This window comes from Loktanella sp. DSM 29012 (genome assembly GCF_900110705.1).
In the GTDB taxonomy this organism is placed as follows: domain Bacteria; phylum Pseudomonadota; class Alphaproteobacteria; order Rhodobacterales; family Rhodobacteraceae; genus Loktanella; species Loktanella gaetbuli.
Genome location: NZ_FOEJ01000001.1, coordinates 842,731 through 866,869, shown reverse-complemented (window position 1 = coordinate 866,869; position 24,139 = coordinate 842,731). Strand labels below are relative to the sequence as shown.

26 protein-coding genes are annotated in these 24,139 nt (G+C 63.4%); 9 read left to right on the top strand and 17 right to left on the bottom strand.

The genetic code is table 11. The features are described from left to right. Window positions 1-3: 3 nt before the first annotated feature. The 3 genes from BMX27_RS04325 to BMX27_RS04315 form a co-directional block, all read right to left on the bottom strand. Window positions 4-984, bottom strand: a complete 981-nt coding sequence (locus tag BMX27_RS04325) for a carbohydrate ABC transporter permease (protein ID WP_090158614.1) — start codon at window positions 982-984, stop codon at window positions 4-6. A gap of 89 nt (window positions 985-1,073) precedes the next feature. After that, window positions 1,074-2,432, bottom strand: a complete 1,359-nt coding sequence (locus BMX27_RS04320) for an ABC transporter substrate-binding protein (RefSeq protein WP_090158613.1) — start codon at window positions 2,430-2,432, stop codon at window positions 1,074-1,076. A 71-nt stretch (window positions 2,433-2,503) separates the two neighbouring features. Further along, window positions 2,504-3,526 (bottom strand): LacI family DNA-binding transcriptional regulator, encoded by a 1,023-nt coding sequence (locus tag BMX27_RS04315; protein ID WP_090158612.1) that lies wholly within the window; start codon window positions 3,524-3,526, stop codon window positions 2,504-2,506. Window positions 3,527-3,624: 98 nt separating this feature from the next. Here BMX27_RS04315 and BMX27_RS04310 point away from each other — a divergent pair, with 98 nt between their 5' ends. Beyond that, window positions 3,625-4,857 (top strand): putative DNA modification/repair radical SAM protein, encoded by a 1,233-nt coding sequence (locus BMX27_RS04310; protein WP_090158611.1) that lies wholly within the window; start codon window positions 3,625-3,627, stop codon window positions 4,855-4,857. Then, the gene (locus tag BMX27_RS04305) at window positions 4,857-6,287 is read left to right on the top strand and encodes a UdgX family uracil-DNA binding protein (protein ID WP_090158610.1); all 1,431 of its coding nucleotides are present in this window, start codon (window positions 4,857-4,859) and stop codon (window positions 6,285-6,287) included. Before BMX27_RS04310 ends, BMX27_RS04305 begins: the two co-directional genes overlap by 1 nt. 96 nt (window positions 6,288-6,383) lie before the next feature. On the opposite strand, the gene ychF is transcribed toward BMX27_RS04305, so the two are convergent. Next, window positions 6,384-7,481: a redox-regulated ATPase YchF gene (gene ychF / locus BMX27_RS04300; RefSeq protein WP_090158609.1), complete on the bottom strand. Its 1,098-nt coding sequence runs from the start codon at window positions 7,479-7,481 to the stop codon at window positions 6,384-6,386. A 62-nt stretch (window positions 7,482-7,543) separates the two neighbouring features. Further along, window positions 7,544-7,729: a hypothetical protein gene (locus BMX27_RS04295; protein ID WP_056033070.1), complete on the bottom strand. Its 186-nt coding sequence runs from the start codon at window positions 7,727-7,729 to the stop codon at window positions 7,544-7,546. A 103-nt stretch (window positions 7,730-7,832) separates the two neighbouring features. On the opposite strand from BMX27_RS04295, the gene trpA reads away from it, so the two are divergent. Then, window positions 7,833-8,624: a tryptophan synthase subunit alpha gene (trpA, locus tag BMX27_RS04290; protein ID WP_090158608.1), complete on the top strand. Its 792-nt coding sequence runs from the start codon at window positions 7,833-7,835 to the stop codon at window positions 8,622-8,624. Window positions 8,625-8,685: 61 nt separating this feature from the next. On the opposite strand, the gene def (BMX27_RS04285) is transcribed toward trpA, so the two are convergent. From def (BMX27_RS04285) to def (BMX27_RS04275), 3 genes are read right to left on the bottom strand one after another with little or no spacing between them, the layout of a single operon-like run. Beyond that, window positions 8,686-9,180: a peptide deformylase gene (gene def, locus BMX27_RS04285; RefSeq protein ID WP_090158607.1), complete on the bottom strand. Its 495-nt coding sequence runs from the start codon at window positions 9,178-9,180 to the stop codon at window positions 8,686-8,688. Beyond that, on the bottom strand, window positions 9,177-9,632 hold the full coding sequence (def, locus tag BMX27_RS04280) for a peptide deformylase (protein ID WP_090158606.1): 456 nt from the start codon (window positions 9,630-9,632) through the stop codon (window positions 9,177-9,179). The genes def (BMX27_RS04285) and def (BMX27_RS04280) overlap by 4 nt, the downstream gene beginning before the upstream one ends. Beyond that, window positions 9,629-10,150 (bottom strand): peptide deformylase, encoded by a 522-nt coding sequence (gene def / locus BMX27_RS04275; RefSeq protein WP_090158605.1) that lies wholly within the window; start codon window positions 10,148-10,150, stop codon window positions 9,629-9,631. Before def (BMX27_RS04275) ends, def (BMX27_RS04280) begins: the two co-directional genes overlap by 4 nt. 136 nt (window positions 10,151-10,286) lie before the next feature. Between def (BMX27_RS04275) and BMX27_RS04270 the strand changes: the two genes are divergently transcribed. Continuing rightward, entirely contained in the window at window positions 10,287-11,456 is a 1,170-nt protein-coding gene (locus BMX27_RS04270) for a MalY/PatB family protein (RefSeq protein WP_090158604.1), read from the top strand. A gap of 9 nt (window positions 11,457-11,465) precedes the next feature. Here BMX27_RS04270 and BMX27_RS04265 read toward each other — a convergent pair whose 3' ends face one another. From BMX27_RS04265 to BMX27_RS04230, 8 genes are all read right to left on the bottom strand, one after another. After that, window positions 11,466-11,816, bottom strand: a complete 351-nt coding sequence (locus BMX27_RS04265) for a hypothetical protein (protein WP_090158603.1) — start codon at window positions 11,814-11,816, stop codon at window positions 11,466-11,468. Between the two features lie 95 nt (window positions 11,817-11,911). Further along, complete coding sequence (gene cobM, locus BMX27_RS04260; RefSeq protein WP_090158602.1) at window positions 11,912-12,685, bottom strand: precorrin-4 C(11)-methyltransferase; 774 nt, start codon at window positions 12,683-12,685, stop codon at window positions 11,912-11,914. A gap of 70 nt (window positions 12,686-12,755) precedes the next feature. Continuing rightward, window positions 12,756-14,573, bottom strand: a complete 1,818-nt coding sequence (gene cobJ, locus BMX27_RS04255; RefSeq protein WP_090158601.1) for a precorrin-3B C(17)-methyltransferase — start codon at window positions 14,571-14,573, stop codon at window positions 12,756-12,758. Further along, a complete protein-coding gene (gene cobI / locus BMX27_RS04250; RefSeq protein ID WP_090158600.1) occupies window positions 14,564-15,265 on the bottom strand; it encodes a precorrin-2 C(20)-methyltransferase in 702 nt (233 codons plus the stop codon). Before cobI ends, cobJ begins: the two co-directional genes overlap by 10 nt. A 70-nt stretch (window positions 15,266-15,335) precedes the next feature. Beyond that, complete coding sequence (gene cbiE, locus BMX27_RS04245; protein ID WP_090158751.1) at window positions 15,336-16,538, bottom strand: precorrin-6y C5,15-methyltransferase (decarboxylating) subunit CbiE; 1,203 nt, start codon at window positions 16,536-16,538, stop codon at window positions 15,336-15,338. A 61-nt stretch (window positions 16,539-16,599) separates the two neighbouring features. Continuing rightward, complete coding sequence (locus BMX27_RS04240) at window positions 16,600-17,238, bottom strand: precorrin-8X methylmutase (RefSeq protein WP_177172640.1); 639 nt, start codon at window positions 17,236-17,238, stop codon at window positions 16,600-16,602. Window positions 17,239-17,310: 72 nt separating this feature from the next. After that, complete coding sequence (locus BMX27_RS04235) at window positions 17,311-18,528, bottom strand: sirohydrochlorin chelatase (RefSeq protein ID WP_090158598.1); 1,218 nt, start codon at window positions 18,526-18,528, stop codon at window positions 17,311-17,313. Next, entirely contained in the window at window positions 18,525-18,731 is a 207-nt protein-coding gene (locus tag BMX27_RS04230) for a DUF6732 family protein (protein WP_090158750.1), read from the bottom strand. Before BMX27_RS04230 ends, BMX27_RS04235 begins: the two co-directional genes overlap by 4 nt. A 303-nt stretch (window positions 18,732-19,034) precedes the next feature. Here BMX27_RS04230 and BMX27_RS04225 point away from each other — a divergent pair, with 303 nt between their 5' ends. Then, window positions 19,035-20,021, top strand: a complete 987-nt coding sequence (locus BMX27_RS04225; protein ID WP_090158597.1) for a glutathione S-transferase family protein — start codon at window positions 19,035-19,037, stop codon at window positions 20,019-20,021. On the opposite strand, the gene BMX27_RS04220 is transcribed toward BMX27_RS04225, so the two are convergent. Beyond that, the gene (locus BMX27_RS04220; RefSeq protein WP_090158596.1) at window positions 19,978-20,400 is read right to left on the bottom strand and encodes a response regulator; all 423 of its coding nucleotides are present in this window, start codon (window positions 20,398-20,400) and stop codon (window positions 19,978-19,980) included. The genes BMX27_RS04225 and BMX27_RS04220 overlap by 44 nt on opposite strands. A gap of 243 nt (window positions 20,401-20,643) precedes the next feature. Between BMX27_RS04220 and BMX27_RS04215 the strand changes: the two genes are divergently transcribed. The 4 genes from BMX27_RS04215 to BMX27_RS04200 are packed head-to-tail and all read left to right on the top strand — an operon-like array spanning window position 20,644 to window position 24,057. Then, window positions 20,644-21,015: a DUF1636 family protein gene (locus BMX27_RS04215; RefSeq protein WP_090158595.1), complete on the top strand. Its 372-nt coding sequence runs from the start codon at window positions 20,644-20,646 to the stop codon at window positions 21,013-21,015. Next, entirely contained in the window at window positions 21,012-21,947 is a 936-nt protein-coding gene (locus tag BMX27_RS04210; protein ID WP_090158594.1) for a threonine-phosphate decarboxylase, read from the top strand. The genes BMX27_RS04215 and BMX27_RS04210 overlap by 4 nt, the downstream gene beginning before the upstream one ends. Beyond that, on the top strand, window positions 21,944-22,843 hold the full coding sequence (gene cbiB / locus BMX27_RS04205; protein WP_090158593.1) for an adenosylcobinamide-phosphate synthase CbiB: 900 nt from the start codon (window positions 21,944-21,946) through the stop codon (window positions 22,841-22,843). The genes BMX27_RS04210 and cbiB overlap by 4 nt, the downstream gene beginning before the upstream one ends. Window positions 22,844-22,893: 50 nt before the next feature. Next, on the top strand, window positions 22,894-24,057 hold the full coding sequence (locus BMX27_RS04200) for a lytic murein transglycosylase (protein WP_090158592.1): 1,164 nt from the start codon (window positions 22,894-22,896) through the stop codon (window positions 24,055-24,057). The last annotated feature ends 82 nt before the right edge of the window (window positions 24,058-24,139 follow it).

Below are 24,139 nucleotides of genomic sequence, written 5' to 3'. Positions count from 1 at the left end.
CCCTCAGCGCATTTCGGCGCGTGCTTGCCGGATGTTCTGGATCATCACGGGCGTCACGATCAGCATGATGACGATGGCCACGGCCGTGGCGCGCCCGTCATCGCGGAACATGAATTGCATCATGTAGCTGGGCAGAATCTGCGTGTTAAAGTTGCCGCCCGTCATGGCGTAGACGATGTCGAACACCTTGAGCACGAGGATCGTCGTCGTCGTGAACACGACGATGATCGTGTTGGTGATCTGCGGCACCTGAATCTTGAAAAAGATCTGGAACGGGTTCGCACCGTCGATGATCGCGGCCTCGATGGTTTCCTCGGGGATGCCACGCAGGGCGGCCGACAGGATCACCATGGCGAAACCGGTCTGCACCCAGATCAGGATGACCATCAGGAAAAGGTTGTTCCAGAATGCGACCTGCAGAACGTCCAGCGGGTCCAGCCCGAACATGTTCACGCGGATCGCGTTGATGATGCCCAGTTCGGGGTCGATGGCGTAGACGAATTTCCAGATCAGCGACGCGCCGACGAAAGAAATCGCCATCGGCATGAAAATCAGCGACTTGGCGATATTGCCCCAGCGCAGCTTGTCGGTCAGCTGCGCGATCAACAAACCCAAAAAGGTCGATACCGACGGGACGACCAGTGCCCACAGGACGTTGTTCCAGAATGCCGTGCGGAATTCGGACGACGCGAACATGGTGGTATAGTTGCTGAACGCGACGAATTCGTCCCCGGACCGGTTGAACAACGACCGATAGAACGAGCCGATCACCGGATAGACCAGATACAGGCTCAGCGCGATGATGGTGGGTGCCAGAAACAGCCAGGGTCTGACCGTGTTCGCGCGATTGATATTCCGAGAAGCGTTCTTGCCTTTGGCCGGGAACAGCACCTTGTCCAGCAAGGCATTGGACGCGACGAAGTACAGGAATATGCCCCCGACGCCGATACCAATTGTGATCAGACCCTGAAAAACCGGGTTCATGCGCGTCCCCTCCCAAAGCGGCATTTCGCCGGATGACCGGCATTAGTGCCGGGCCCCGATGCGGGACCCGGCCATGTCAGATCAAGCGTTTACTTGATTTCGTCCCAACGGCTCTGGATCGCATCCGCAACCGACTGTGCATCCGCACCGGTGGTGTAATCCACCATGCCGGTCCAGAACGCGTTCGTGCCGATCTCGCCCGGCATCAGGTCGGAACCGTCGAAACGGAACGACGTGGCCGTGGTCAGGATCTCACCCAGTGCGCGCTGCACGTCGGATGTGTAGATGTCCAGGTTCGCATCGACGTGGGGCGACAGGAACTGGCCCTGCGTCATCATCAGCTCGTGTGCGATGGGCGTGCCCAGGAATTCCATGAACGCCGTGGTGACAGGACGATCGTTGGTCACGGACGCCAGACCACCGGACCCCAGGACCGGGCGACCCAGATCGGAATTCGCCTCGAACGGCGGGAAGTAGAAGAACTCTACGTCCGTACCAGCCTCGACGCCTTCGGGGAAGAAGATCGGGATGAACGATGCCTGTTTGTGCATGTAGCACTTGGGCGGGAAGTCAAACAGACCATCGGGACTGTCGCGGAAGTCGGTCGTCGCTGCGGCCTCTGGGCCGCCGTCTGCGAAACCTTCGGTCAGGGCATACATGCCATACTGCTCGATGGCGTTCACGACGATCGGGTCGTTGAACGGCATGTCGTTGCTGACCCAGCGGTCATAATCTTCGAGAGACGCAGTGCGCAGCATCATGTCCTCGACCCAGTCCGTCGCGGGCCAGCCGGTGGCTGCACCGGAACCCAGACCGATGCACCAGGGGGTGCCACCGTCTTCGACGATCTGCTGGCTCAGCGCCATCAGCTCTTCCTGGGTTTCAGGAATGTCATAACCGGCTTCTTCGAACTGCTCGGGCACGTACCAGACGAGCGATTTGACGTCCGTACCAAAGAACAGACCGAACACGTCCTCGTTGCCATCGGCCCCCGGGAAGGTCGCCAGCTGCTTCCAGCTTTCGCCGGCCGCATAGTTGTCGACCATGAAATCGGTCATGCCTTCGGCGACGGGAACCAGCGTGCCTTGTGCGGCTAGATCCTTGGCCAGACCGGGCTGCGGGAACAGCGCCACGTCGGGCAGACCACCGGCCTGTGCTGCGATCACGATGTCCTGCTCAAAGGATTCCGAACCCGAATATTCGACAGTCGCACCGGTCGCCTGTTCGAAATAGGCGTACAGGTTGCGGTAACGCTGTGCGTCGTCACCCGTGGTGGCGCCTGTCACGTTCAGCGTTTCACCCGTGAAATCATTGTTTGCTGCGAACTCTTCCAGCGCGGCCCAGGCGAAATCGCCCTCGCCCTGCGGAACGATCAGGTCCTGCGCAAAGGCAGAGCCCGCAACGGTGATCAGCGCGATAGCGCTAACGCCGGTGATTGTACGTGTCATTGATATCCTCCCAGATAACAGTTTGTCTTTTCCGAAACGTTTCGGATTTAGGGCAAATTCTGCGTATGCCGTCAATCTAAAACTGACTGAATCGAACCGCCTTCCCTAAACCCTAACGGTAATATGCATTCCATCAACCCATCATTTTGTGCAGCAATCATGTTTTGCAAAGTCCGCGCGACACTGACCCAGGCATCTGACAAAGGTGAAATCGTTCCGCCCAGGGGCGGATCAAATGTATCGGTGCCGAACAGGTCCAGCCCGTCGTCATGGGTGATCACGGACAATCGGTCAGGGATCGCGACGTTGCACTCAGCCGCAGCGGCATAGACCCCGCGTGCCAGCATTGTGTTGCCCGCAATGATGGCCGTCGGTGATTGTGTTTGCGACAACAGGTCCCGCGTTGCGCGATATCCTTCAGGCGCGATCATCGGCATGCCGATCACCTGTGCCGCTGCACAATCAAGCCCCCTGTCAGCATAGGCCTGCCGCAATCCACGCACCCGTTCCTGCGAGAAAAACGTATGGTCCCCAGCGGTCAGGAACGCGATTCGCCGGTGTCCGCGCGCCAGCAGATGATCCGCCAGCCGGTAGCCTACGCCGTAATTGTCGATGTCCACGTGCACATGGCGCTGGTCCGGATCACGCCCATGCACCACGAATGCCGCCCCCAACCGTCGCAGGGCCTTGATGCGGGGATCCTGGCGCTGCGGGCTGATGACGATGAACCCGTCGATACCACCTGCCAGAAACAGATCCTCATGCAGTTGCGCGGTGTCCTCGTCCGGCTGCGCCACATGCAGTACGAACCGCAAACCGATTCGCGAAAACTCGGCCGACAACCCCATCACGATTTCCAGCAAATGGGCGCTGACCTCGGGGCTGCGTGTGCCGGACACCACCATCGCGACAATCCCGGACCGACCCGTCTTGAGCCCACGAGCAACGGCATTGGGTCGATAACCCAGCCGGTCCGCCGCCGCGCGCACGCGCTGCTTTGTCTGGGGGTTCACATCCGTGTGATCGCCCAGGGCGCGACTGACCTGTGTTACCGACAGCCCCAGATCACGCGAAATGTCTTTTAACGTTACCATGCCGTATCATCCCCACCCCGCCCCACAGTTGCAAGCGGCGCGATCAGTCGCAGGGAATGCCCCTTGCCCGACCAGCAATGAGAACGTATCAAGAACACATGGCAATGACACTGGATCAGAAACTGGCGATTCTCTCGGACGCGGCGCGTTATGACGCGTCATGCGCATCCTCCGGCACGACCCGCCGCGACAGCCGCGACGGCAAGGGGCTGGGCAGCACCGAAGGGTCGGGCATCTGCCATGCCTATGCCCCGGACGGCCGCTGCATCAGCCTGCTGAAAATCCTGATGACGAATTTCTGCATCTACGATTGCGCCTATTGCGTGAACCGCGTGTCGTCCAACGTCCCGCGCGCGCGGTTCTCGGTGGACGAGGTGGTGCAGTTGACCCTCGAATTCTACCGTCGCAACTATATCGAGGGGCTGTTTTTGTCATCCGGCGTGGTGCGCAACCCCGACGACACCATGGGCGAGATGGTCCGCATCGCGCAGCGCCTGCGCGAGGTCGAAAACTTTCGCGGCTATATCCACCTGAAAACCATTCCCGACGCCGACCCCAAACTGATCGAGGAGGCGGGCCGCCACGCCGACCGCTTGTCGATCAACGTCGAACTGCCGACCGACCGTGCCGTGCAGGCCTTTGCCCCCGAGAAGAACCCGGTCACGATCCGTGCCGCGATGGGCGGCGTGCGCCAGCACCGCGCCGCCAGCAAGGACCGCAGCCACACCGGCAAACGACCGCCGAAATTCGCCCCCGCCGGGCAAAGCACGCAGATGATCGTTGGCGCGGACGGGGCCACGGACGCAACGATCCTGACGCGGTCCACCGGGCTCTATGCCGATTACAAGCTACGCCGCGTCTACTACTCCGCCTTTTCCCCGATCCCCGATGCCACGGCAAAGCTGCCACTGATCAAACCGCCCCTGATGCGCGAACACCGCCTCTATCAGGCGGATTGGCTGATGCGGTTCTACGGTTTTGGCGTGAACGAAATCACCTCCACCGCCAAGGACGGCAACCTCGACCTCGAGGTCGATCCAAAACTCGCCTGGGCCCTGCGCAACCGCGATCATTTCCCGCTGGATGTGAACACGGCCCCGCGTGAGATGCTGCTGCGCGTGCCGGGTTTTGGCACCAAAACCGTGCACCGCATCCTGACCACCCGCCGCCACCGCACATTGCGCTATGACGACCTGCTGCGGCTGGGTGCCTCGCTGAAAAAGGCGCAGGCCTTCATCACCTGCGCCGACTGGACCCCCGGCGGGCTGACCGACAGCGACACGCTGCGCGCCCGCTTTGCCCCGCCACCGGAACAGCTGTCACTCTTTTGATGCTGACGATTCCCCTGCCCCGCATCGGCACCTGGGACGCCTGGCGCGATGCGGCCCGCGCCTGCCTGGCCGCCCGCACCCCGCCCGAGGATATCCTGTGGAACTACGACAACGGCGAGGGTGAATTGTTCGCCACAGACCTGCCCGCACCCGTCGTGCGCGGCACCGTCAAGGTGCCTGCCGATTTCGTCGAAATGGCCAAATGGGTTGTCTGGCACAATGATCCGCAACGTTTTGCGCGGCTCTACGCCATGCTCTGGCGGCTACGCCTCGACAAGGGGCTGATGACCGACCGCGCCGACGCCGATCTGGCGAAATTGCGCCAGATGGAAAAGGCCGTGCACCGCTGCAAACACAAGATGCGCGCGTTTGTCCGGTTCCGCGACCTGCGCACCGGCGGGCCGCGCCGCAGCTTTGCCGCATGGTTCGAACCCACACACAATACGCTCGAACCCAACGCGCCCTTCTTCGCCCGCCGCTTTGCCGACATGGACTGGATGATCGTGACCCCAGACGTCACCGCGGACTTCAACAACGGCAAACTCACCTTTCATCCCGGTCGGGAAAAACCCGACCTGCCCGACGACGCGGCAGAGGAGCTGTGGGGCACCTATTTCAAGAACATATTCAACCCGGCCCGGTTGAAGGTCAAAGCCATGACGTCAGAGATGCCGCGGAAATACTGGAAAAACATGCCAGAGGCACAGCACATCCCCGACATGATCGCCAATGCCGAGGCCCGCGTCCGCGAAATGGCCGATGCGGCGCCGACCCTCGCCCCCGCCCGCGTTGCCCGTATCCGCGAACAGCTAAACGAAACGCCGCAGCCCGCGTCCTGGAACCTGCTCGACGCCGGCTTGCAGACATGCACCCGCTGCCCACTGCATGGCCCCGCAACCCAGGTTGTCCCCGGAACCGGACCGCGCGATGCCGCATTGATGATCGTCGGCGAACAGCCCGGCGACGCCGAGGACAGCCTGGGCCAGCCCTTTGTCGGCCCGGCAGGCCAATTGTTCGACCGCCTCGCAGTTCAGGCAGGTCTCGACCGCGACGCGGCCTTCGTGACCAACGCAGTCAAACACTTCAAATTCAAACACGGCACCAAACGCCGCATCCACCAGAACCCGAACAGGTCAGAGGTACAGCATTGCAAATTCTGGCTCGATACCGAACGGGCCTTGGTCAAACCGAAACTCATCCTCGCGCTGGGTGCGACCGCGCTTGCCAGCCTGACAGGCGACGGAAACGGCCTGCTGAAACGACGTGGCCAGATCGAGGTGTCCCCGGACGGCACACCGATCTTCGTGACCGTCCATCCATCCTACCTGCTCCGCCTGCCCGACCACGAAAGCGCGGCCGCTGAAACGGCGTTTACACAAGACCTGCGCGCGGCCACAAACCACCTCGCCGCACTGTCTTCTTCTGGTTGAAAATATCCAGGGGGCATGGGGGCAGCGCCCCCACCCGATTTTTCGCGAAAAATCGGCTCCGTCAGGATTTTCGCGAAAATCCTGACATCACCAACATCAGGTGTTGAACAGAAAATGCAGCACGTCGCCGTCCTTGACGACATATGACTTGCCTTCAGCGCGCATCTTGCCTGCCTCCTTGGCGGGTTGTTCGCCCCCAAGTGCCACGAAATCGTCATAGGCAATGGTCTCGGCCCGAATGAAACCTCGCTCGAAATCGCCATGGATGACACCAGCGGCCTTCGGCGCAGAGGTGCCTTCCGGAATCGTCCAGGCGCGCGCCTCCTTGGGGCCAACCGTGAAATAGGTCTGAAGGTGCAGCAGCGCATATCCCGCCCGGATCAACCGGTCCAGACCCGCTTCGTCCAGCCCCATCTCGGACAGGAACATCTCGGCTTCCTCAGCCTCCAGCTGGCTGATCTCTTCCTCGATCCGGGCCGAAATCACAACGTGACTGTTGCCCTGGGCCGCCGCCATCTCGGCCACACGCGCGGACTGGCTGTTGCCGGCCCCGGCACTCTCTTCTTCGACATTGCAGACATACAAAACAGGCTTCGTCGTCAGCAACTGTAGCATCCGCCACGCCTTGGCATCATCGGCATCAACCGCGACCACCCGTGCGGGCCGTCCGTCTTCCAGCACCGCCTGCGCGGCCTTCAGCAGGCGTTCCTGCTGAACCGCCTCCTTGTCGCCACCGCGCACCTTGCGCACAAGGCCGGCCAGACGCTTTTCGATGCTCTCCAGATCGGCCAGCATCAGCTCGGTCTCGATCACGGCCGCATCTTCGACGGGATCGACACGTCCCTCGACATGGGTGATGTCGTCATCCTCAAAGCACCGCAGCACGTGCGCAATGGCATCGCATTCACGGATGTTTGCCAGAAACTGGTTGCCCAGCCCCTCTCCCTTGGACGCGCCCTTCACCAGACCCGCGATATCGACAAAGGTCATGCGCGTCGGGATGATCTGCTTGGACCCTGCGATCCCGGCCAGCGTGTCCAGCCGCGCGTCAGGCACCGCCACATCACCGACATTCGGCTCGATCGTGCAGAACGGAAAATTTGCGGCCTGCGCGGCCGCCGTGCGCGTCAGCGCATTGAACAGGGTCGATTTACCGACGTTCGGCAGACCGACAATTCCCATCTTGAAGCCCATGACGCATCTCCTGTGACAGTGCACCCGCGCGTCTAGTCGTCCCCGGTGGCAGACTCAAGAGGTCAGGCCGCGCGATTGCGTCCCTCGTAGATCAGCAACCAGGCAAGGATGATGAACATCGGGTGGGTCAGGCCGCCAGAAAACAGCAATGCCGGGATCCAGATGAAAAACACGATGATCCCGATGAATGGCCGACCGGCCAGCAGGATCGAGAGGGGCGGGAGCAACAAGGCGAGCAAATAATTCATGGATCACACATAGGCCCCTCCCGCGTCATTTCACCCCCTGCCCCATTGCAAACCGCGCCCCACGCTGGCAGAAATCCGCGACCCCGCTACAGGAGCCCGCCACATGTCCCGGATCGACGCCAAATTCGCCCAGCTCCGCGCTCAGAACCGCAAGGCCTTTGTCGCCTATGTGATGGCCGGTGATCCGACTTTCGAAACCTCTCTCGAAATCGTGCAGGGCCTGCCCGGTGCTGGCGTCGACATCATCGAACTGGGGCTGCCGTTCACCGACCCGATGGCCGACGGCACCACGATCCAGCTGGCCGGTCAGCGCGCACTGGCCCAGCACATGACCTTGGACAAGACACTGGAAATCGCCCGCACCCTGCGGCAGACCGACGACACAACCCCGATCGTGATGATGGGCTACTACAACCCGATCTACTCGCGCGGCGTGGATACATTTCTCGCCCAGGCACGTGAGGCGGGGATCGACGGCCTCATCATCGTCGATCTGCCACCGGAAGAAGACGACGAACTCTGCATTCCTGCGCAAAAGGCCGGGCTGAATTTCATCCGGCTCGCCACCCCCACCACAGACGACAAGCGCCTGCCAAAGGTGCTGACCAACACCTCCGGTTTTGTCTACTATGTGTCGGTCACCGGCATCACCGGCACCGCCGAGGCCCAGTCCGCCGATGTCGCCCCCGAGGTCGCACGCATCAAATCGCACACTGACCTGCCCGTGATCGTGGGCTTTGGCATCAAGACGCCCGAGGCTGCGGAATCCATCGCCAGCATCGCCGACGGTGCTGTCGTAGGCTCTGCCATCGTTGAAAAAATCGGTGCCGGAGAAAGCGTCGCCGACGTGCTCGCCTTCGTCAAATCCCTGGCCGACGGCTGTCACCGCGGCTAGTCCGCATCATCTTGCCAAAAATACTCCGGGGGAGGCGCAGCCGGGGGCAGCGCCCCCACCGCTAGCGTCCCAGCTTGGCCACACGTTTCAGCAGCATGTCCCGTTTGACCCGACCCAGCCGGTCAAAATACATGCGCCCCGCCAGGTGATCGATCTGGTGCTGCACGCTCGTGGCCCAGAGACTGACGAAATCGCGCTCTTCCACCGCGCCATCCGCGTTCAGGAACCGCACCGTCACCGCACGCGGACGTTTGACCACGGCACTCACACCGGGCAGGCAGGGCGAAGCCTCCTCATGGTCCCGCAGTTCCACGCTAGCGTGCAGGATCTCGGGGTTGGCCATGCGCACGGCCTGCCCGCGCGCGGTGCTGGCGTCCACGACCGCCAGCCGCAGCGGGATACCCAGCTGCACGGCGGCCAGCCCGACGCCGGGCATCGCCTCCATCACGCCGATCATGTCGTCCCAGATGCTGCGAATGTCATCGGTGATGTCAGGCACATCAGCCGCGGGTGTCCGCAGCGCCTTGTGCGGCCAGCGCACGACCGACCGGGTCACGCCTGCACCGCGTAGTCGGTGATCAAGATGCCGTCCAGATGATCGCGTTCGTGCTGCACGATGACCGCCTCCACTCCCTCGAATGTGTCTGTCTGTTCCACACCGTCCAGCCCTTGCCAGCGCAGCGTCACCCAGGCCGGGCGCGGCACTGAAACCGGCTGATCGGGGATCGACAGACAACTCTCGCTGATCGCGACCTTGTCAGAGGACCGATCCACGATCTGCGGGTTCAAGAACACCATCGGGCGTGGCTGTGCATCTTTCCACGTGGAGTCCATCACGAATACCCGCGACAGCACACCGACCTGCGGTGCCGCAAGCCCGCGCCCAGGCGCATCGTACATCGCGGCAAACATCGCATCGGTCAGGGCCCGCAGGCCGTCATCGAAATCCGCAACCGGCGTGCAAACCGCCCGCAGACCCGGATGCGGGGCCTGCAAGATCGGCATCATGCCCGCGCCCGTTCGCGTTTCAGCTTCTGCATCTTGCGCGTGATCATCTGGCGTTTCATCGACCCCAGGTAGTCGATGAACAGCTTGCCATCCAGATGGTCGATCTCGTGCTGTACACAGGTGGCCCACAGGCCGCCGAACCGTTCGGACTGCGTGGCACCCTCAAGGTCCATCCATGTGACCTCGACCTCTGCCGGGCGTTCGACATCGGCGTATTGCTCGGGGATCGACAGACAGCCTTCCTCATAGCTGCTCGTCTCATCGCTCGCCCATGTCACGCGCGGATTGATCAGGACCATGGGGCGTGGATCCTCGCCCTCTTCCTTGACGCAATCCATGGTGATGACGCGCTGCATCACGCCGACCTGCGGCGCCGCAAGGCCGATGCCGGGCGCATCATACATGGTTTCCAGCATGTCTGCGGCCAATGTGCGCAAGGTATCGTCGACCTCGGCTACGGCGTCGGCCACCTTTTTCAGGCGCGGATCGGGATGGATCAGAATGGGGCGTATTGTCATGCGCCCCAATTAGGCCGGGCCTGCGCAATTTGCAACATCGCCGCCCACCCGCCCATCCGTTGACCTGCACCATTTTCGTCTTGCACCCGGCGCGCCCTGCACCGAACCTGTCAACACCACAGCAAGAGGCAGTCCCATGGATTTCGACACACCGATCAACCGCCGCAACACCCACTGCGCCAAGTGGGACGCGATGGAGGACATCTACGGCGTCTCGCGCGAGGACGGGATCGCGATGTGGGTTGCCGACATGGAATTTCAGGCCCCCGATTGCATTCGCAAGGCCGTCACCGACATGGCCGATCATGGTGTATTCGGCTATTTCGGGGATGAATCCGACTACCGCGCCGCAATCTGCTGGTGGATGGCCGAACGCCATGGCTGGACCGTCGACCCCGCCCATATCTTTACCACCCATGGCCTCGTGAACGGCACGGCCATGTGCCTTGACGCATTTACGAAACCGGGCGACGGCGTGGTGCTGATGACGCCCGTCTACCATGCCTTCGCCCGCGTGATTAACGCATCCGGGCGCCGTGTCGTGGAATGCGAACTGGCCAATATCGACGGCCGATACGAGATGGACTTCGACACTTGGGATGCCCAGATGGACGGGTCCGAACGGATGCTGATCCTCTGCTCACCGCATAACCCCGGCGGCCGCGTCTGGACCCGCGCCGAACTGCAGGCGGTCGCCGCATTCGCCAAACGGCACGAGCTGATCCTGCTGTCGGACGAAATCCACCACGACCTGACGTTTCCGGGTCAAACCCATATCCCGATGACGCAGATCGACGGGATCGCGGACCGGCTGGTGATGATGACCTCTGCGACCAAGACGTTCAACATCGCGGGCAGTCACGGCGGGAACGTCATCATTGCCGATCCCGACCTGCGCGGTCGGTTTGCCGCGCGCATGGCAGCGCTTGGCATGTCGCCCAACAGTTTCGGACTGTTCATGACCACCGCCGCCTATTCGCCCGAAGGGGCGGCATGGGTCGATGCGCTCCGCCTCTATCTCGACGAAAATCGCCGGATCTTCGATGCAGGCGTCAACACGATCCCCGGTGTGCACAGCATGCAGCTGGAATCCACCTACCTCGCCTGGGTCGATTTTTCGGGGACAGGCATGTCCGCCGCTGACTTCACGGACCGCGTTCAGAACGACGCACAGATCGCGGCCAATCACGGCCCCACCTTCGGCAAGGGCGGCGGTCAGTTCCTGCGCTTCAACATCGGCGCACCCCGCGCCCAGATCGAGGACGCGGTCAGCCGCCTGCAAAAGGCCTTCGCCGACCTACAATAGGGCGGCAGATCAGGCGCGGGTCAGCAGACCCGCAGGGGCGCGCACATCGCTTTCGAAATCCAGCGGCGCGGTCTGGCGGACCGGATGCAGCCATTTGAACCGGAAATGGCATTCGCCGTCGGTCACATCCGCTCCAAGGATCAGCGCCTGATATAGATGCCGTGCACCATCGTAGATATCGACCCGGCCGCGCAGCTTGTCACAGGCACCGGCATCCAGTGCCATGCCATCCTGCCAGAACCGCAGGATGCGATAGACATCATCACCGTCGTGGACACACAGCCGTTCCCCGCGGTCCAGTGAAACGCGGCGAGCCTCCTGCAAACCTTTGCGGATCGCGTCTTGTAGGATGTCGTTCATGGCGCACTCCCTTGCTTGCAAAACAAGATTATGCGCTGCCGGTAAATTTCAAGTGACAAAAACCGCCGCAATGCGGCACTGCACCTGCGGCACGATTACACCGTCTTGCGCGCTCTGGGCCGCAGGACATGGGGCTTGGCCGCATCATAAAGCGCCGAATCCGGAAATCCGTGTTGCGCGCCCAACACAGGGCCGACCATGATCAGCGCCGTGCGGGTGATCTTGGCCGCGCGGACCTGTGCATGGATATCCGACAGCGTGCCGCGTAGAATCAGCTGATCGGGCCATGACGCGCGGTAAACAACCGCCACCGGACAATCGGCACCGTAATGCGGGGTCAGCACCCGCTCGATGTCGCGCAACGCCCTGATGCCGAGGTGGATCGCAAGCGTGGTCCCGGTCCGTGCAAAATTTTCCAAGGTCTCGCCCGCGGGCATGCCGGTCGATTTCATGCTCATACGGGTCAGGACGATGGATTGGCCAACCTCCGGCACGGTCAGTTCCGTGCCCATCGCCGCTGCTGCGGCCGCGTAGGCCGGCACGCCCGGCACGATGGCATAGTCGATCCCATCCGCCTTCAGCCGCCGGATCTGTTCCGCGATGGCACCGTATAGCGACGGATCCCCCGAATGCACCCGCGCCACGTCCGCGCCGCGCGCATGGGCCGCGACGATTTCTGCATGGGTTTCTTCCAGCGTCATCGGTGCGGTGTCCAGGACCCGCGCCCCCTCCGGCGCAATCGCCACGACTTCTTCAGGCACCAGCGATCCCGCGTACAGACACACCGGACATGCCCCGATCAACCGCGCCGCCTTCAGCGTCAGCAACTCGGGATCGCCCGGCCCTGCCCCGATGAAATAAACCGTCATGCCGCACGTCCCCGCATCATCTTGCCCAATATACTCCCGCCGGAGGCCCGGATTTTCTGCGAAAATCCTGTCACGCCAGATCACCATCGATCTTGCGCGCATAGCCGCGCGGCGTGTACATCCGCGGCCCCTCACCCAGTTGCGCCAGTCGCGAATTGCTTGACCCGACCAGCACGACCGTCAGCATGTCCACCTCGTCGACCTCCAGCGCGTCCAACCGCCGATAGCGCACATGCTCCTCGGGCCGGCCCAATGAGGTCGCCAGCATCACAGGCGTATCCGCCGGACGGTGCTGCAACAGGATGTCCCGCGCCTCGGCCAGCAGGGTTCGCCGCGTCCGCGACACCGGATTGTAGAACGCGATCACGAAATCGCCCTCCGCCGCCGCACGCAGCCGCCGCAGGATATCGTCACGCGGCGTCAGCAAATCCGACAAGGAAATCGCGCAGAAATCATGCCCCAATGGCGCACCCGCACGCGCTGCGGCCCCCTGCAATGCCGACACACCGGGCGAGGATATCACCTCGACCCGCCGCGCCGCATCTGACACGCCCATCTGGTCCGGCCCGCGGTCCAGCAGTTCGAACACCAGCGCACCCATCGCATAGATGCCCGCATCGCCCGAACAGACCAGCGCGACGTTCTTGCCCTTGGCCGCCTGTTCCAGCGCATGGCGGCAACGGTCCTCTTCACCGCCCAGCGGGAAATCCGACCGCGCCTTGCCGACAGCTAGCGGCCCCAGCAAGTCGATATACAGACCGTATCCCACCAGTTCCTCGGCCTCCGCCACCAGCCGCGATACCTCTGGCGTGCGCCAGGTCGCCTGTCCGGGACCGATACCAACGATGGACAATCGCCCCCGCGCAGCCCCCTGCAACACGACCAGCGGCACATCCGCCTGCGCCACCGCACAGGTTGCCATCGCCGTCTTGCGCTTTTCCACGACCAGCGCGCCTGCATCACCGACCTGCGCCAGTGCCGCAGCCTCGCTGACCCCATGCGTGCCGACCTCGGCAAAGACCACGTCAGACGGATTGGCCAGGCGCGGGGTCTGCGCCTCCAGTTCATCAGCGCCGAACAACCGCAGCGGCACGCCCAGATCCCGCGCCAGCGCGAGGATCGCAGGCTCGTCCGCCTTCAACCCGATGGTGTTGACACAGGCCACCGCCTCTGGCGCGATATCGGCGTCCGCCAGGATACCGCGGACCAGATCACCCAGTTCCGACACTGCACAATCGCGCGCGCAGCCCACGCCCAGCGCAAACCGCTGGGGGACAAAATGCAGATGATGACCGCCAAGGTCTTTCGCCGGGGCTGTCCCGCAGGTGATCGTCACGCCGTCACCCACTGGCAAATCGGCAAGCCAGGTCGCCGTTGCCGCATCCGGCCCCTTGATCCGCGCCCCACCACCCGACAGCAACGCCGCCATCGCGTCCTTGGCATCACCTGGATTGACCAGACGCCACCCCGCAGGCGGCGCATCCAGTGCCACACCCAATGCCACATCGCCCGCCGTCGTGACCGCCGACACGGCCCCCAAAGCATCCGCAATCCGCGCAGCCAGCCGGTTCGCCCCGCGATGACCACCCAGCAGCGGCACGACCACCGCGCCATCATCACTGACCGACACCACCGGCGGTTCTGCGGTCTTGTCCGCCAGCAAAGGTGCCACCGCGCGGATCAGGATGCCGCTGGCACAGACACCGACCACCGGCACGCCGGCGGCAAAAAGATCACGCGCATGATCCAGCGCATTGTCGAAAAATGCATCCGCCACATCGACACGGTCCACACGCCCATGCACCTGCGCGCCTAGGACGGCGGCCACCCTGTGCGCCACCGCCTCACCAGAGCGCGACAGCGCCATCACGACAGGTTCTATAGCCACGGATCGGCCCCTTTGGTCAGCAAAATCATGGAAAAATACGGTGCCTTTTCCGGCGCATCGGCCAGCGGGCAAACCACCTCTTCGGGCAAGGATGCGCGCTCCACATAGACCGCCGCGTCCAACAGCCCCAGTTCGGCAATCACGTTGCGGATCTTGGCCAGATGCCGCCCGACTTTCATGATCGCGACACTTTCCGCACCCGCAATCCTGTCGCGCAATTCGTCCTCGGGCAGCGGGCCGGGCAACACCGTCAGACGCTCGTTGCGCGCCACCAGCGGCCGGCCCGCGCGCGCAGCACAGGCCGCGATGGATGTCACACCCGGCACCACCTCACACCGAAACCGGTCCGACAACCGCGCGAACAAATACATGAAGGACCCGTAGAAAAACGGATCACCCTCACACAGACACACCACGTCATCACCGGCCTCCAGCGCCGCCGCGATGCGTGCGGCCCCCGCATCATAGGCCGTCTGCGCGGGGGCACGCTCCACACTCATCAGCACGTCCATGACGATCTCGACCGCCGCCGGTGCAATCAGGTCCGCCGCAATCGACCGCGCAAAACTCTGGCCGCCCGCCAGTGTCGGATAGGCCACAACCCGCGCGCCCTCGATCAACCGCGCTGCACGCAGCGTGATCAGATCCGGTGCCCCAGGCCCCAGTCCCACACCATATAGGACACCGCTCATGCGACGCCCCCTGTATCATCTTGCCGAAAATACTCCCACCGGAGGCACCCGCCCCCACAACACAGCCCGATCATCGCTTCACCAGGCTCCACTGTGTCACAGGCATCGCGGGGCGCCATCCGGTCAGCCGGCCCACGGGCTCTGCCCTGCAAACCGACAACCGCACCAGATCGCCGCCATGCCGCGCGTGCAACGCCATCAAAACCGCCTCTGATTCCAGCGTCACCGCATTTGCGACCAATCGGCCAAGCGGCCGCAAAGCATCCCAGGCAGCGGCAAAGACGTCCTCGGACAAACCACCACCGATGAAAATCGCATCGGGTGGCGCCAATCCGTCCAATGCAGCAGGCGCAGTGCCTTCAATCAATTCCAAACGGGGCGCGCCCAGGGCAAGGGCGTTCGCGCCGGCCATCGCACGCCGGTCGTCGCGCGGCTCGATCCCGATGGCGCGGGCGTAACGGGCCGCGCGCATCCATTCGATCGCGACCGATCCCGACCCGCAGCCGATATCCCACAGCAGCGCACCGCGCATCGGCATCAACTTGGCCAGCGTCGCGGCACGTACCTCTTGTTTCGTCATCGTGCCGTCGGATTGGAACAGTGCATCGTCCAGCCCCGGCACACGCGGCAAGAGGGCCGCATCAGGGGCCGCGATGCATTCCACGGCCAGCGTGTTGAACGCCGGGACCACGTGATCCCAACGTGCTGCGAGACCGTCGAACCGTGCCTCGTCCTTGCCACCCATGGCCGCCAGCACGGTCATCCGCGACTGCCCGAAACCACGCGCCGTCAGAAATTCCGCAATCTGCCCAGGCGTCTCAGCGCCCGTTGTCAGGATCAGCAGCCTTACGTCAGGCTGGATGAACGCCACCATCTGGCTCACGGGCCGCCCGTGCACGGTCAGCGTCTCGACATCAGCCAGGCTCCATCCCATGCGGGCGGCGGCCAACTGAAAGGCCGACAGCTGCGGATGATACACGATCTCGGACGGGTCGATCGCGCGCCCGATCCGCGCCCCCACCGAAAACCATAGCGGATCACCGGTCACCAGCACGACCGCCCGCCGTCCGCGCAGCCCCCGGATCGTGTCGATCATCGCATCGAACGGGGACGGCCAGCCCAGTCGTTCCGCGGTAATCCCGTCAGATAACGCGTGGTGACGCTCTCCGCCCAGGATCACCTCTGCGGCCTCGACGACCGCACGGGTCGCAGGCACCAGCCCATCGAGACCGTCCTCGCCGATCCCCACGATATGCAGCCAAGGCGTATTCATCGGGGGCCCCGGATTTTCTGCGAAAATCCGGTCCAAATTTTCGCAGAAAATTTGGCGTCGCTCATGTTGCGTCCTCCGGCAAACCAGCGGCCAAGGCATTCACCGCAGCTGATGCCATCGCAGATCCGCCCCGTCGCCCGCGCAGCGCGATATACGCGCAACCCCGTGAATTTGCGACCAGCTCTGCCTTTGATTCCGCGGCACCGACGAACCCGACTGGAAACCCGAGGATCACAGCCGGTTTCGGCCCACCTGCGTCGATCCGTTCCAGCAGGTGAAACAGCGCCGTGGGCGCATTGCCGATGGCGACCACAGCGCCCGCCAGATCCGCATCCCACAGATCAACGGCCGCCGCCGAGCGTGTATTGCCGATTTCTTGTGCCAGCGCAGGCACGCGATCGTCGTTCAATGTCACGATAACCCGGTTTCGGGCTGGCAGATAACGGCGAATAATACCCGCGCCGACCATTTCGCAATCGCACAGGATCGGTGCACCTGCCGCCAGCGCCGCAGCACCCACCTCTGCCGCACCGGCTGAAAACGCCAGCCTGTCCGCGATCTCGACCATGCCGCAGGCATGGATCAGCCGCGTCATCACCGGTCGCATGCCGGGCGGGAATCGATCCAGACGTGCCTCGGCACGCACGGTGGCAAAGCTTTGCGCGTAAATCGCCTTGGGGTCTTTTTCGTAGGGTCTCACGGGCAGACGCCTTTGCGGGAACGAGAGGGCGGACCCTCCGGGGGGAGTATTTTCGGCAAGATGATGCGCGGATCAGGATTTACGGGTCTTGCGCGCGCTTTCGGGGCCGTGGGGATGATGGGCATGCGGATAGACCGGATGGGCGTGATCGTGGTCGTGATGGTGATGATGCCCGTGTCCGTGCTTGTGGTCGTGATCATGATCGTGGCTGTGGTCATGCTGTGCCTCCAGCCTGCACAGGCCAGTGCAGAACGTGTCGCACAGGCTGCAATCGGCGACGTTCGATCCCGGTGCGGATGCGCCTTGTCCCTCGACGTGGTGGTGGTGGCTTTCCTGGACGGCACCGACCTCGCTCTCGAAGCCAAGCACCTGTGTGCGGTACTTGCACAGCACGCACAGCGCAGGCGGCACGTCGCCAAAGGCCGGATGGGTGCGGTCGGCCGCACTGATACGGCGGGTTTCACCCTTGGCCATGGCCAGCACCTGGTTGCGGTAGCCGCAGACGCCGCAATTGGGCGGCGGATTTGCACCCGCCTGTTCCCTGATGCGTTCCGCAAAGGTTTCGAGAACCTTGGGATGATCGCCCAGATAACCCGCCTTGACGAATTGCACGTCCGGGTGTTCCGCAGCGACGCGGTCGGTAAAGCCATAGATCCGGTCGATCAGGATGCCCGAGAACAGGAAATACGGGAATACGATGACCCGTTTGTAGGGCAGCCGCACCACGTGTTGCAGGCAGGGTTCCACCAGCGGAAAGGTCACGCCGGAATAACCGACCTCGTGCCAGCCGAAACCCATGCCCTCGGCCAGCATCCGGGCGATTTTCGCCACGTTGCCGTTGGCATCGGGGTCGGATGCGCCGCGACCGATCACCACGAGGCAGGTGTCATGCAGCGACAGCGCACCGTGTTTGGCATTGGCGCGATCCACCGCCTCCTGGACGCGCCCTGCCGCGGCGGCGATCATCTTGGGGTCGACGCCCAATTCGCGGCCGTAATTCACCGTCACACCGTGCTGGGCGGCATAGGTATTCAGCACCGTCGGAATATCGTTTTTCGCATGCATCGCGGCGAACAGCATGCCCGGCACGGCCAGAATGCGATCACACCCGGCAGCGCGCAGACGGTCCAGACCGTCACGGATCACGGGGTTCGCGAATTCCAGATAGCCATAGTCACACAGCCAGTCGTCAGGCAGATAGGCCGGCAGCTTTTGCGCCAGAGTCGCGAATTCATCCACCGCCGACTGACTGCGCGAGCCATGCCCGCAGATCATCACACCAGTTTTCATGCGGGCTGTTCCTCGGACTTTGGCGTGGCCTTCTTTTCACGGGTCTTGCGCCCCTTGAGCGCGCCCAGAAGGGCGGCCAGACCGGCAGCGCCCAGCGCAATCCCGGCGACCCAGTGATTATGCCCCGCCGCATCCACAATATGTCCGGGATGTGCGGCAGCCGTCGTGCCGGTGAGGATCAATGTGACGGTCAAAAGGCGCATGGCGGTCTCCGGGCGTGTGTCATGGACCAGAGCTTTTGCATGACGATGCAGCGTCACAGTCCCCGTCAGGGTCGACCGCTTGGCCACCAACCGCTCTGGCCCCGTTTGGGGCTTCGTCGGGAATGCGTATAGGGTGCCACGCGCAGCGCTGCAATGCGTCGTCCGACATCTTGCGTCACTCTGCGACAGGCTGACCGGATGAACCACTGCCGCAATTCATGCACAGGTCCTGCGCGTGAGGCAGGGTTTGGCAGTCAGGAAGACTGCCCTAGGTGTATTACCAACACAAAAGGGAGAGACATCATGGGCCTGCTGGTCGATGGAGAATGGCAAGACAAATGGTACGACACGTCAGAGACGGGCGGCAAGTTCGAGCGTAAGGAATCCACGTTCCGCAACTGGGTAACCGCCGATGGCAGCCCCGGTCCGACCGGCAAGGGCGGGTTCAAGGCGGAAAGCGGACGCTATCATCTCTACGTGTCCTATGCCTGCCCATGGGCGCACCGCACATTGGTGTTCCGGCAGCTGAAATCGCTCAGTGCACATATCGACGTGTCGGTGGTGCACCCGCACATGCTGGGTGACGGCTGGACGCTGGATGGCAGCTATCCGGGGGCAACCGGGGACGCATTGTTCGGCCTGGATTATATGCGCGAGGTCTATTTGCGCGACACCCCCGACATGACCGGCCGCGTGACCGTGCCTGTCCTCTGGGACAAGGCGCAAGGGATGATCGTCAGCAACGAATCGTCGGAAATCATCCGGATGTTCAACAGCGCCTTTGACGGGATCACCGGCAATACCGACGACTATTGGCCAGCCGATCTGCGCGACGCCATCGCCCCCGTGAACGACCGCATCTACGACACGGTCAACAACGGTGTTTACAAATCCGGCTTTGCCACGACGCAATCTGCCTATGACGATGCGATTACCCCCCTGTTCGACAGCCTCGACTGGCTCGAAGATCGGCTGTCGCAGCAGCGCTACCTGATGGGCGAGCGCATCACCGAGGCCGACTGGCGGCTGTGGACGACGCTTGTGCGGTTCGACAACGTCTATGCGACTCATTTCAAATGCAACAGGCGCAGGATCGTCGATTACCCGAACCTCTGGGCCTATACCCGCGAATTATACCAGTGGGATACACCGGACGGGCCCGTGTCCGACACGGTCAACATGGATCACATCACGCAGCATTACTACTACAGTCACGACACGATCAATCCGCACCGGATCGTGCCGATCAACCCTTGGCCGGACTTTGCGACACCGCATCAGCGGGGCTGACACCGCTTCCGTAATGCCGGACGATCTGGGCCAGATCGTCCGGCGGGGTTGTTGACTGGACCATCATCCGGGCATTGCCGCTAAAGGCAAAGATCGACCCATCCGAAAAGAACCGGCCACTGGTGACGAACACGACATTGGCACGCGGATGGCGCAACGACGCGACATCCGCGACCGCCAGTGCCGACCCGTTGTCCTGTTCGAGGTTGATCACGATGACGTCGAAGCCGCCCGCCTCCAGTGCGGTGACCGCTGCGGGGGCCGTGGCTGTCAGCACGACATCGATGTCCAGATGTTCCAGATGACGCGCCCACAGCTGCCCCAGATCGGCATCCGGTTCGACAATCAACGCCCGCGTGTTCCGTCCCGCATGTCCCATGCGACAAAGCTAGAGCTTTTGCCTGTGCCCGACGAGGCGATGCATCAAACTTGCGCTATTTCCCGCCTTGGAATCGGGGAAACCCGCCGGTCAGCAAGCCCGAGGCAATAGGCGGGCACCGGTATAACCCTGCCGCTTTCGCGCAACGGGATGGCCGTCAATGACCGGATGTGCCCGGTTGCGACCCTTGTATCCATGCCTGAAATTCGGTTGATAGACGCCAACCCAACGAGGCACGCGACCATGACAACCTGGATTACCGTCTGCGACACCTGCAAGCGCGACGACTGGAACGCTGCAAGCGGCGCACCGACCGACGGCGAGACACTGGCCGCACTGGTCGAGGCCGCCGCCGCGGACACCGCGGTGCGCACCCGCCGCGTGTCCTGCCTGATGGGCTGCGCGCATGGCTGCAATGTCGCGGTGCAGGCACGGGGCAAGCTGAATTACACCCTCGGCCGGTTCGAGGCCACACCCGAGGCTGCCGAAGGCATCGTCGCCTATGCCGCCAAACACGCGGACAGCAGCAACGGCCAGGTGCCCTACCGCGAATGGCCCACAGCGATCAAAGGTCACTTTGTCACCCGCCACCCGCCACTGCCGGACGACCAATGACGACACCGCGCGATCACGGCGGTGGGCTGGATGCGGCCATCGCCCGCTTTGGAGGCAAACGCGCCGACTGGCTGGACCTGTCCACAGGCATCAATCCCGTGCCCTATCCGGTGCCGGCCCTGCCCGCCGCCGACTGGGCCGACCTGCCCGACAGTGCCGCCCGGCAACGGCTCGAGGACAGCGCACGCGCGTTCTGGCGCATTCCCGATGCGGCCGCCGTTCTGGCGACGCCGGGTGCATCCGCCCCGATTGCGCAACTGCCGCGTCTGCGGCCCCCCGGTCAGGTCGCGATCCCCGGCCCCACCTACAATGAACACGGTGCCGCCTTTCGCGCGGCGGGCTGGACTCTGGCCGATGACGCAGCCGACGCGCTGGTCGCCGTGCACCCCAACAACCCCGACGGGCTGACCTGGACACCCGTCGAGGCCAACGCCCCCTTTTGCATCATCGACGAAAGCTTTTGCGACACCATGCCGGATGAATCGCTGATTGCACTCACCACCCGGCCCGGCACCATCGTGCTCAAGAGCTTTGGAAAATTCTGGGGCCTCGCCGGTTTGCGGCTGGGCTTTGCCATCGGCGATCCTGCGATCATCGCGGACCTGCGCGACGCCATCGGTCCCTGGCCTGTCTCTGGCCCGGCCCTGCGCATCGGCGCAGAAGCGCTGTCCGACCCGCAGTGGGCAGATGAAACCAATGCCCGCCTGACCGCCGACGCCGCCCGCCTGGACGCATTGATGACCAAACAGGGAACCGAGGTGATCGGCGGCACCAGCCTGTTTCGCCTCTACCGCGTGGCTGACGCGCAGGCAGCCCAGGACCATCTGGCCCAGCACAAGATCTGGTCGCGCGTCTTTCCCTATGCGGACGACTGGCTGCGCCTTGGCCTGCCGGCACCCGACCGTTGGGACCAGATCGAGGGCGCCTTTTGACCCTACTTCTGGGGATGTTGCTGGATGCGCTGCTGGGCGAACCGCGCTGGTTGTGGTCCCGACTGCCACATCCCGCCGTCCTGATGGGCCGCGCCGTGGGCTGGATCGACACCCGTTTCAACACAGGCGACAGGCGCAAACGAAACGGCACGCTTGGCCTTGCCGCGCTGTGCCTTGGCGCGGCCCTGCTCGGTCTGGCCCTGATGGCCGTCCCCGGTTCTTGGGTCGATGTCATCGTGCTGGCGATCCTGCTCGCGCAGCGCAGCCTTGTTGATCACGTGCGCGCCGTCGCAACCGGCCTGCGCGCGGGACTGGCGCAGGGCCGCACGGCCGTCGCCATGATCGTGGGCCGTGAAACGGCGACCCTGTCCGAACCCGCCACGGCCCGCGCGGCGATTGAATCCGCCGCAGAAAACCTGTCCGACGGCGTCGTAGCCCCCGCATTCTGGTTCGCGGTCGCGGGCCTGCCCGGCCTGCTGGTCTACAAGATCACCAATACCGCCGATTCCATGATCGGCTACCGCACGCCCAAATACGCGGATTTCGGCTGGGCCGCCGCCCGTTTTGACGATCTGCTAAACTGGGTGCCCGCCCGCCTGACTGCAGCCCTCATCTGGGCCACGACCCCCAGCCGCCGCAGCATCGCACCCATCATCGCCGAGGCCCCGCTGCACCGGTCCCCCAACGCAGGCTGGCCAGAGGCCGCGATGGCCCACGTGCTGGGCATCGCGCTGTCAGGACCGCGCAGCTATGACGGTGCGCTGCGCGACTATCCCTTCGTGAACCCCGATGGCCGCCACCTGATCGGCCCGCCCGATATCGACCGCGCCTGCCGGACGCTGTGGCTGACATGGGGATTGGCGGTTTTCGCCACTGTGATCGTGGCGCTGTTTTAAGCGGCCCCACGCTTTGCTAATCAGGGTCCAACAACCAAAGGACCGAACCCATGCGCCACGCCCTGCTTGCCCTGACTTGCCTTGCCACCCCGCTCACAGCCCAGGAATGCGGCGGGTCCATCGACAGTTTCCGTCAGGGCGTTCTGGCAGAGGCTACAGCCGCTGGCCTCGACCCGCAGGCGGCGCGTGATTTCCTGAACACCGCCAGCATCGACCAGTCGGTGCTGAACGCCGACCGCGCACAAGGCGTGTTTCAACTGGATTTCGTCACATTCTCGCGCCGCCTGATCAGCGCCAGCCGCCTGCAAAACGCGCAGGTTTACGGCGACCGCTATGACGGAATCTTTGACGATATCGAGGCGCGTTTCGGCATCCCGCGCGGCGTGCTGCTGGCCTTTTGGGCGTTCGAGACGGATTTCGGCCAGATCCAGGGTGATTTCAACACCCGCGACGCGCTGTTCACCCTCGCCCACGACTGCCGCCGGCCAGAGCTTTTCCGCCCCGAACTGATCGCCGCGATCGAACTCTATCAGCGTGGTGACTTTCCGCTGAACACCACGGGCGCCTGGGCCGGTGAAATCGGTCAGGTCCAGATGCTGCCGCGCGACATCATCGAAAACGGTGTCGACGGTGACGGCGACGGTCACGTCACGCTGAAAACATCCGCCCCTGACGCGCTGATGTCGGCGGCAACCCTTCTGGCCGATCTGGGCTGGGTGCCGAACCAGCCCGCCTTGCAGGAAATCACCGTGCCCGCCGGGCTGGACTGGACCCTGACAGGTCTGGACAAGGAAATGACCGTCGATCAATGGCGTGCCTTGGGCGTCGACATCCGCAACGGTGCCGCCCCCGCTGGCAGCCTGCCTGCCTCGGTCCTGTTGCCGATGGGGCGCAACGGGCCTGCGTTCTTTGCCTATCCGAACTTCCGCGTCTATTTCGAATGGAACCAGTCGCTGACCTACGTGCTGACGGCCGCCTATTTCGCGACCCGAATCAATGGCGCGCCGGTCTATGACGCCGGCAACGCGGACCCCGGCCTGTCAGGCGACCAGATGGTGCAGTTGCAACAACGGCTTCAGGCGCTGGGCTACGACGTGGGCGGTGCCGATGGCATCCTGGGCGAAAAGACCCGAGAGGCGGTTCAGCAGGAACAGGCGCGTCGCGGCCTGCCTGCCGACGCCTGGCCCACGCTGGATTTGTTGAACGCGCTCTAGCGTCCGGACACAACATCTGCGGCGTTAACCCGGCGCGCGCCACATAAACCCATGTTTTCGTTACATAATATGTTTCGCATGC